Origin of the sequence: Dyadobacter sp. (genome assembly GCF_051859145.1) — a bacterium.
In the GTDB taxonomy this organism is placed as follows: Bacteria; Bacteroidota; Bacteroidia; order Cytophagales; family Spirosomataceae; genus Dyadobacter.
On the sequence record NZ_JBHYGF010000150.1, the window covers coordinates 1 to 9,030 of the forward strand.

Annotated in this window: 6 protein-coding genes and 2 pseudogenes; 3 read left to right on the forward strand and 5 right to left on the reverse strand. The window is 48.4% G+C overall.

All coding sequences use genetic code 11. The features are described from left to right. From ACTIE6_RS10305 to ACTIE6_RS10315, 3 genes and pseudogenes are all read right to left on the reverse strand, one after another. A pseudogene (locus ACTIE6_RS10305) lies at positions 1-176 on the reverse strand (hypothetical protein); the annotation flags it as partial. Beyond that, positions 149-2,254 carry a phosphate acetyltransferase gene (gene pta, locus ACTIE6_RS10310; protein WP_439556558.1) on the reverse strand — a complete coding sequence of 702 codons (2,106 nt, stop codon included), beginning with the start codon at positions 2,252-2,254 and terminating at the stop codon, positions 149-151. The gene pta and the pseudogene ACTIE6_RS10305, both read right to left, overlap by 28 nt. A 25-nt stretch (positions 2,255-2,279) precedes the next feature. Beyond that, positions 2,280-2,552 (reverse strand): hypothetical protein, encoded by a 273-nt coding sequence (locus ACTIE6_RS10315; protein ID WP_439556559.1) that lies wholly within the window; start codon positions 2,550-2,552, stop codon positions 2,280-2,282. A gap of 13 nt (positions 2,553-2,565) precedes the next feature. On the opposite strand from ACTIE6_RS10315, the gene ACTIE6_RS10320 reads away from it, so the two are divergent. Together ACTIE6_RS10320 and ACTIE6_RS10325 are read left to right on the forward strand one after the other, a co-directional pair. Further along, positions 2,566-7,104 carry a CheR family methyltransferase gene (locus ACTIE6_RS10320; RefSeq protein WP_439556560.1) on the forward strand — a complete coding sequence of 1,513 codons (4,539 nt, stop codon included), beginning with the start codon at positions 2,566-2,568 and terminating at the stop codon, positions 7,102-7,104. Positions 7,105-7,165: 61 nt separating this feature from the next. After that, positions 7,166-7,603 carry a response regulator gene (locus ACTIE6_RS10325; RefSeq protein WP_439556561.1) on the forward strand — a complete coding sequence of 146 codons (438 nt, stop codon included), beginning with the start codon at positions 7,166-7,168 and terminating at the stop codon, positions 7,601-7,603. Positions 7,604-7,642: 39 nt separating this feature from the next. Here ACTIE6_RS10325 and ACTIE6_RS10330 read toward each other — a convergent pair whose 3' ends face one another. Together ACTIE6_RS10330 and ACTIE6_RS10335 are read right to left on the reverse strand one after the other, a co-directional pair. Beyond that, positions 7,643-8,179 carry a DUF4142 domain-containing protein gene (locus ACTIE6_RS10330; protein WP_439556562.1) on the reverse strand — a complete coding sequence of 179 codons (537 nt, stop codon included), beginning with the start codon at positions 8,177-8,179 and terminating at the stop codon, positions 7,643-7,645. Between the two features lie 172 nt (positions 8,180-8,351). Continuing rightward, positions 8,352-8,606 carry a hypothetical protein gene (locus tag ACTIE6_RS10335; protein WP_439556563.1) on the reverse strand — a complete coding sequence of 85 codons (255 nt, stop codon included), beginning with the start codon at positions 8,604-8,606 and terminating at the stop codon, positions 8,352-8,354. A gap of 185 nt (positions 8,607-8,791) precedes the next feature. Between ACTIE6_RS10335 and ACTIE6_RS10340 the strand changes: the two are divergent. Further along, positions 8,792-9,030: pseudogene (locus ACTIE6_RS10340) on the forward strand (hypothetical protein); the annotation flags it as partial.

The following is a 9,030-nucleotide window of genomic DNA, read 5'->3' on the forward strand; positions in this document are numbered from 1 at the left end:
TCCAGCGTTTTGTGCTTGATAACAGCATTTTTCGCACCTATTTTCTCAATGATACCTGTGCAAAGAGGCGCCTCGGAGGGCATTTTGAAAAACTGGTATTTGAGCGAGCTGCTGCCCGCATTGATGACGAGTATGTTCATAGGCTTGTTTAAACAGGCTGCAAGCCTTCCTGGCATTGAATCGCCGTGATTACTACTGTGTTAAAAATATCATCAACCGTACAGCCGCGGCTCAAATCGTTGACGGGCTTGTTCAATCCCTGCAGCATCGGACCAATCGCCAGTGCGCCTGTCTCCCGCTGCACGGCTTTGTAGGTATTGTTACCCGTATTCAAATCCGGGAAAATCAGCACACTGGCTTTTCCTGCCACTTCTGATTCAGACAGTTTCTGCTTTCCAACAATCGGATCCACGGCAGCATCGTATTGAATGGGGCCTTCCACTTTCAGGTCAGGCCGTTTCTGTTTTACAATGCGCGTTGCTTCTCTCACTTTTTCCACATCCTCGCCTTCACCGGAAGAACCTGACGAGTACGACAGCATCGCAATTCTCGGCTCGATACCGAACCTGGCACTGCTTTCAGCTGATGAAATTGCAATGTCGGCCAGTTGATCGGCAGTAGGATTTGGATTCACGGCGCAGTCGCCGAACACGGAAACGCGTTCGGGCAGGCACATGAAGAAAATAGACGATACAATGGAGACGCCGGGCTTGGTTTTGATAAACTGCAATGCGGGCCTGATCGTATGCTGGGTCGTGTGTATCGCGCCCGAGACCATTCCGTCGGCTTCGCCCATGTACACCATCATGGTTCCGAAATAGGAAACATCCTGCATCAGGTCGCGCGCCATTTCCTGGTTCACATTCCTGTTTTTACGAAGCTCGTACAGCTTTTCAGCATACAGCTCGTACTTATCCGAATGGGCAGGATCAATAATGCGGATCTCGTTCATATCGGGATTGAGACCCAGTCGCTTAAAAGACGCAGTGATCTCCGAGGGATCGCCCAGAATGGTCAGCTGCACCACTTGCTGGTTGACCAGGCGCGTGGCAGCTTTCAGGATCCGGTCATCGTTTCCTTCTGGCAGTACAATGTGTTTTTTCTGGTTCTTAGCCCATTTAACCAATTGATACTGGAACATATGCGGCGTAATACCCTGCGGCTGGAATGTAATGATCCGCTCGTCAAGCGCTTTTACATCCACATATTTCTCGAAAGTCTCGATAGCCAGCCCGATCTTCTTCTTGTTATCTGCTGTAATGCGGGAGTTAATCGCGCCGATCGCGGTAGTTGTCTCGAAAGTTCCTTTTTCCACTGCGAGGATCGGGATGACGGTTTGCAAACCTTCTATCATCCGAACTACCGGCTCGTCGGGCAAAGTACCTGCGGTGAGCACGATACCCGCCACTTTCGGGTAGTTGGTAGAAAGGTTTGCCTGAATAGCGCCGATGATAATGTCGCCGCGGTCGCCCGGGGTTACGATGAGCACATTCTCTTTAATGTGGTTGAGAAAGTTGGGCAGCATCATCGCGCCGGTCACGAAATTGTCTACCTGGTTTGAAATCAGACTTTCACCAAAAAGCAGCTTCGCCTGCAATGCATCGCATATTTCGCGCATGGTAGGGCTTTGCAGATCCTGGTTCCAGGGAATGACCGAGAGCATGACGTGTGCAGGCACCTGCATTTGCAGCAATGCAGCAATATCTTCCTGCTGCTCGGGTTTGACGCGGTTCACAACGATACCTACTACCTGCACCTCCCTGTTTTCAAAATTGTGCAGGATATTGAGTACCGCACTCACGATCTGTGAAGTAGATTTATTCTGCCCGCCCACAATGGCAAGTACAGGGGCTCCCAGGTTTTTCGCAATCGCCGCATTGGATTCAAACTCGAATGCAATCCCCTCCCCGAGGAAATCGCTGCCTTCTATCACGGTAAAATCGTAGGTATCTTCCAGCTTTTTGTACTTGCTGATGATGGTATCCAGCATTTCACCCTGGTTTTCTGATTCCGTGAACTGCAGTACCTGCTGCCTGGTGAATGCGAAGGTATCCTCGTAAGGAACGGGCAGCGAAAAATAGTCGAGTATTGCTTCCACGTGCCGCTCTTTCTTACCCGGCGGCTGTTCGGAAATGATTGGTTTGAAATACCCCACCTTCTCGGTCTTGCCGAGTAACATATTGACCAGTCCGAGTGCGAGTACCGACTTGCCTGTAAATGGTTCTGCCGAAGCTATAAAAATGGATTTTGTCATAAATGGAAGTCTGTTTGGACAGTTCTCATTGGCAAGAACTGCACCATAGAAAAGCAATGTGGCTAATCCGGGCCATATTTTGCAAATGCAGCGCCACAAAATCTTTCGCGCCGCTGCCGCAATCCCGCGGATTTGCAGCAAGGCAGGGAGCAACAATCATACCAGTTTTAAGATTGGCACGACGAATAATCATCGCTGGAACACAGTAGACTATCATTTCTGTGTTTTTATATAGGCTTAAAACCTTTACTTTTACTTTCCTCCCTTCCCCAAAAACAAGCAAAATCTTACACTCCATAAACAAGATCTGAATGCCTGAAAAAGCAAATGAGGACTACGTAAACCTGACACCTGGTAACAAGCCGGTGCCAGTGGTAGCGATTGGGGGGTCTGCCGGAGGGCAACTGGCTGTGACCGAGCTTTTGCAGCATCTTCCGGCGAATACCGGTCTTGCATTTGTATATATCCAACACCTTTCCCCTGAATTTGAAAGCAGGCTTTCGTCCATTCTGGCCAAGGCGACGCAGATGAAAGTGCTCGAAGCAGCACCGCTGATGCAGATTTTCCCTAACCACCTCTACGTCATTCCCCCGAACAAGGGAATGGAAATCATAGACGGCGTACTGGTACTGGTTCCCAGAAAGCCGCGCCCGCACATTCATCTCCCAATCGACCAGTTTTTTATATCTCTTGCCGAAAGACAAAAGGATGGAGCAATCGGTATTGTATTGTCCGGCATGGCGAATGACGGAACATTGGGACTGAAAGCGATCAAAGTAGCGGGAGGGATTACTTTTGCGCAGGATGAAAGTGCAGGTTTTTCCGAAATGCCGCAGTCTGCGATCAGCGAGGGCGTGGTTGATATGGTGCTGAGCCCCAAAGACATCGCCTCCGAGCTGGTGCGGCTGAGCCAGCATGCAGATATATTTCAGCTTACGAATGAGACCCAGGAAAATGTAGAAGAGGATTCCAACGACAAAGACCTTTCAAAGATTCTTGCATTTGTAAAGTCTTCGGTCGGGATAGATTTTGGTCATTATAAAAAAAGCACGATCCGCAGGCGGATTATCAGGCGGATGCTGCTTTACAAGCTGGACAAGCTGAGCCAGTACATGGACTATCTCAAACAGCATCCAACCGAAGCCAGTATCCTTTACAATGACTTGCTTATCAATGTAACCAGCTTTTTCCGGGATGAGCAGACAATGGATTATCTTAAAAAGCAGACCCTTCCTGCCATTATCAAGAATAAAAATCCGGGAGAGCCCCTGAGACTTTGGGTGACGGCTTGTTCCACCGGGCAGGAAGCCTACTCCATTGCCATGATCATTATGGAAATACTCGGTGAAAGTACAGCGAGTATTCCAATACAGATATTTGCCACCGACCTGAGCGAAACTGCAATTGCCAGAGCCCGCGTTGGCGTGTACACCCAAAGTGAGGTAAAAGATATATCAATCCAGCGTTTAGACCGCTTTTTCACCAAAACAGACGAGCAATACCGGATCAACAAGCCGGTAAGAGACCTCTGCGTGTTTGCGCCTCATAACCTGCTTACCGATCCGCCGTTTTCAAGACTGGATATGGTCACCTGCCGCAATCTGCTGATTTACCTGGATGATAAATTGCAGAAGAAGGCGCTTGCTACATTCCATTATTCCCTCAACCCCGGCGGCGTGCTGGTGCTCGGAAAATCGGAGGCAGTGGGAAGTTCGCCTTCGCATTTCTCGCAGATTGAAAAGGAATACAAGATTTTCGCAAGAAAAAACAACACCATCGCAAGGATACAATCTGATATCAGTATCAAAGGAAACGCGTATGTTATGGAGACAAAGGGATCTACATCCAAAAGCCATGAGATGCTGCACCCGCAAGACCTGGATAAGCTTGTTGACACCTGGCTGCTGGGCAATTTTGTTCCTCCGAGCATCATCGTAGATCAGGATATGGAAATTCTCCAGTTCCGCGGGTCTACGAGTTTGTTTCTCGAACACGCCACAGGCAAAGCCAGCCTGAACCTTTCGAAAATGGCCCGGCCGTCGCTCGTGTTCGAGCTTCGGAATGCGATACATAAGGCAAGAAAAACTTCCCAGCCAGCAAGTAAGTCGGGATTGGAAGTAATTGTAGATGGCGTCGTCCATTACGTGGCGATCAAAGCGGTGCCGATCACGAGTACTGCCAATCAGCAGTTGTTCCTCATTCTTTTTGAAGAGTTGAAGGAGAACCCGGCGACAGCGCGTATCGTGGAAATGGAAGCGGACAAACGCGTTTTAATGCTTGAAGCAGAGCTGGCGGCGCTTCGGCAGGATATGCACTCGATCATTGAAGAACAGGAGGCCAGCAATGAAGAGCTGCAATCGGCTAATGAGGAGATTGTCAGCAGCAACGAAGAGCTGCAGAGTATCAATGAAGAACTCGAGACCAGCAAGGAGGAGATTGAATCTGCGAATGAGGAATTACAGACGATCAACCAGGAACTGCAGGTAAGAAACGACCAGCTGAGCGAATCCTACGATTATTCGGAAGCGATCCTGGATACCATCAATGAAGCCACGCTCGTGCTCGACGACCAGCTCCGGATCAAAGTTGCCAACAAAGCATTTTACCGCGTTTTTCGTACCGATCCGGAAAGCATGGTCGGGAAAACCATTTTTGAGCTCGGCAACAGGAAACTTGAGATAAACGGACTGAGCGATCTGATGCATAACCTGATCAGCCGCAATGCCCCGATCAGCGGATTTGAGGTCAAGCTGGAAATCAATCCGGGGGACGAGCGCATGATGCTCATCCACGGACGGAAGGTGCTGCTGCAGCGCAAGCAGACGATCCTGCTTGTCTTTGAAGATATCACCGAAAGCCGCAAGGCACAAAGCCTGCTTGAAGAGCGACAGCAATGGTTTGAAGAGCTGGTAGACAATGCAACTGCCATGATCTGGGTATCCCGGCCTGACGGAAAAGTCAATTACCTGAACAAGGCGTGGCTGGATTTTACCGGACAATCCTACGAAAAAGAAAAAGGACATATACTGGCGGAAAGCATCCACCCGGAAGACCGTAGCTGGTACAAGGAGCTGTCTGCCAACAGTATGAATGAAAGGTCGCCTTATACGGCTGAATACCGGTTGCGCAGGCGGGATGGCGAGTACCAGTGGATCCTGGAAAACGCCAAGCCTATGTTCTCGACCAACGGGCTTTTCTCAGGCTATATAGCGACCTGCACCAATGTTCATTTACAAAAAACACTGAATCAGCAGCTTAACCTGCATGTTGAGGAAAGAACCAGGGAGCTTACCAATGCCAATATCGGGCTGGAAAGAGCCAATGCAGAGTTAAGACGCACTGCGGCGCGGCTCCGCAGTGTATTGAACAGCGTGCCTGCCGCGCTGACTTTAATGGAAGCCGTGTACTCGTCACAGGGAGAAATTATCGATTTCAATACTTCTATATGCAACGATGTCGCCCTTGAACTCACGGGCATGAGCGAGTCGGAATTGACGGAGAAAACGCTGCTGCAATGGTATCCTGACTTCCGCGATACCGGCTTGTTTGACCTTTATACCGAAGTACTTACCACAGGAAATACCGCCTACCGCGAAGTGAGCGACTTGCGGATTGCACCCGGAAAAACGGCCGCATTCCTCATTACGCGGCAAGTGGATCTGGCGGGGATCGTAGTAACTGTACTGGACATCACAGACCGCAAGCAGGCAGAAATGAGGCTGGTGCAGACTGCCGAAAATTTACAGGCAGTGCTCAACAGCTCCCCCGCTTCTATCGGCTTTTTCAAAGGGATTTATGAAGATAATGCGCCTGTGGATTTCAGGTTGGCTGTTTGTAATGAGAAATTTGCAACCGGTCTGGGCAAGCAGGTTGGTGAAATGCTGGGCATGCTCGCGTCAGAACTTTACCCGAAGGAAAAAGTAAAAATCATGACAGAGGTACTTGCCAAAAAAGAGTACCGCTATGAAGAAATAGTAAGCGAGGAACCCGAACGCAAATGGGCGGGTGTGTCTATATCCCAGCACGACCACGGTGTAGCCATTACGGAGCTCGATATCAGCTCTTTGAAAGAGGCGAAGTTTTACCAGGACGAACTGATTGAGCAGCTGAACGGGTCTGTGGAGATCATTGAGTCACTGTCCGTCATGAAGGAGTATGTGCGCCACCGGGGATCTTTCCTCCGGTCAACTTTCCACGATTTGCGCGGCAGTTTCGGCATTATCAGCGGGGCAGCTTCTCTGATGAATATCATGGAAACGGAGGAAGACAGGAAAAAGACGGTTGAGATGATCCAGCGTAACCTCGGCCAGGTTACGCAGATGATGAACCAGCTGCTGGATTTTGCGAGACTGGAATCCGGCCAGGAAAAGCTTGAAATAGCATCGCTCAATGTGTCCCAATTATTCCGGGAGTTATGTGATGGTTCTTCCCCAATGGCGGAAGCTAAAAATCTCTCGCTTCAATCCGAGGGACCGGCAGAACTGGTGATCACCGGGGATACGGTTAAGATCAGGCGCATTGCCCAGAACATCCTGCTGAATGCAATCAGGTATACAGCGAGCGGCAGCGTGACAATACGCTGGAAGGAAGTCGAACTAAACAACATTCCGGGCTGGCAGTTCAGCATTACGGATACAGGCACCGGGATTTCTCCTGAACTGATCAGTCGAATTCTTGGCGATAACAATAAAGACAGGCAGGAGAATGGCAAAGATGTGAAAGAAAACAGTGGGGAAGGCATAGGTTTGTTTATTGTAAAACACCTCGTCAGGCTGCTCGAAGGAGATTTACAAATCACGAGTGGTGAAGCGGGTACAACCTTTGTAGTTAGTCTTCCAAAAACATATTAATGAAGGAAACCGGGTGGCATAAGTTGAAGAATGTAGTCTCGGAGGCGAAAATATGACTGATATGATTAGAGAAATGTACATTGTCGACGACAATCCCGATTTCCATTTTCTGCTTTACAAAGCATTTAAACAATTTGGCGGGCAGTATGCAATGAAATTTTTTGAAGACGGCAAAGTGCTGCACAGGCACCTGAATACGCTGATCACTCAACAAAAGAGTGATCAGCTTCCAGGGTTAATTATAGTAGATCTCAATATGCCGGGTATGAATGGACTTGACCTGCTCAAAGCACTGCGCCAGCAGCGCGTACAAACCGATAACTACCTCAACAACATTCCCGTGGTTGTGATGAGTAACGAGACACGCACGGACAAAATCCATCAATGCTATCAGTTTGGGGCGGATGCATACATCGTCAAGCCCATGGAACTGGATCATCTCAAAAACACTTTGCAGGGAATCTGCAACTTCTGGCTGGGCAGGGTTACAGAGAGATAATCTGTGGAGAATAAACAAGCAGTTTCTCTGAGGTAATTCTTATTTGTGGGATTTGTGGGATGCCGGGGAGTTACTCGAATGTTTGAACAACTCTTCGGCCATTTCAAGATGGTGTTTTAATGCCGGTATCTTCGCATCTGCCCAGCTTTTCAGCTCATTATCCTGGCCTTTGTTGGACTCGGTCTGAAAAAGCCCAATCGTTTGTTCGTGCGAGGCAATCATCATATTCATATACAGCATATCAAAAGGCTCGCCTTTCATGGCTGCAAGACTGTCATACTGCTGCTTTGCGGCTTTACCCAATCCGGCTGGTATCTGAACCTGCTTCTTCTTAGCAAGTGCTTTCAGCTCGTCATTTACTTTGGTATGGTCTTTCACCATCATTTTACCATATTCCTTCACCTTCGGCGAAACTCCGTTTTTTGCTGCCAGGTTACCCAGCTGTACTTCCAGCATCCCTCCTTCCGCAGCTTTCAGAACAAATTCCTGATCAGGTGATTCCAATCTGAGGCCCGACAAAGCGGCCAGCATAATTACAGTAGTGAAGCAACTTGCCCACACGATGATCGTCTTCATAAATGTTTTGTTTAAATGATATTGATTTAGCGTGCGGCTTTGGTAAAAATGCATGCCAGTAAGGCGAGAGCCTGGTGTTAACTCTAACTAAAAAGAAAGCGGCCTGATAATGCTGTCCTGTTTTTAAAACAGTCTGCATCATCAGGCCGCGTTGGCTCGTGTGTGCCGATGATTACTTATGATCGGCAGCGTCGTGGCCTTCCAGTTTTACAATCTTGTTGTAAGTTCCCAGCAGCAGGAATGGCGCCGCCCATTGTCCAACAAACAATGCTGTATGTTTCCGTCCAAGGATTTTCAATGTAAGTGACGCGCCCATTGAAGCGATGGCCGCCCATAAAAAGATGTCTGAGGGCAACTTCGCGGTTTGTTCCTCGATAGCTTCTGCTACTTTTCCTTCGCGGTGTTGTGGATTGATTTGATCGTTCATATCTGTTGATTTAAGCCTGCACCCGTTTGCAGGCACCGGGTTTTAACAAAAATTATTCCAACTCCCGTCATCTATCCTAAAATCTGACCTGAAACAGGCATAATCTGGCCGCTACAACCTAAGGTTTTGAGTGGAACAGTTTTTTCTTTTACCGCTGCATCACAGTCTTTCCAGGATAGCAATTTATGACCACACTTTCCAGAACTTGCCTTACAGCAATTTTCATTTTACTTGCTTACCGTTCCGTATTTGCACAATTAACCATTTTCAACGTTTCTTCATCCGACATTGCCGACGCTCGGCAGATCAGCATTCAGCAGCAATTTGAAGTCAATGATCAGATCGAATCCTCAACAACGCTCACTTATGGTCTTGGAAAAGGCTGGGAAGCGGGACTAAACCTCATTAATGTAGATTATAATTA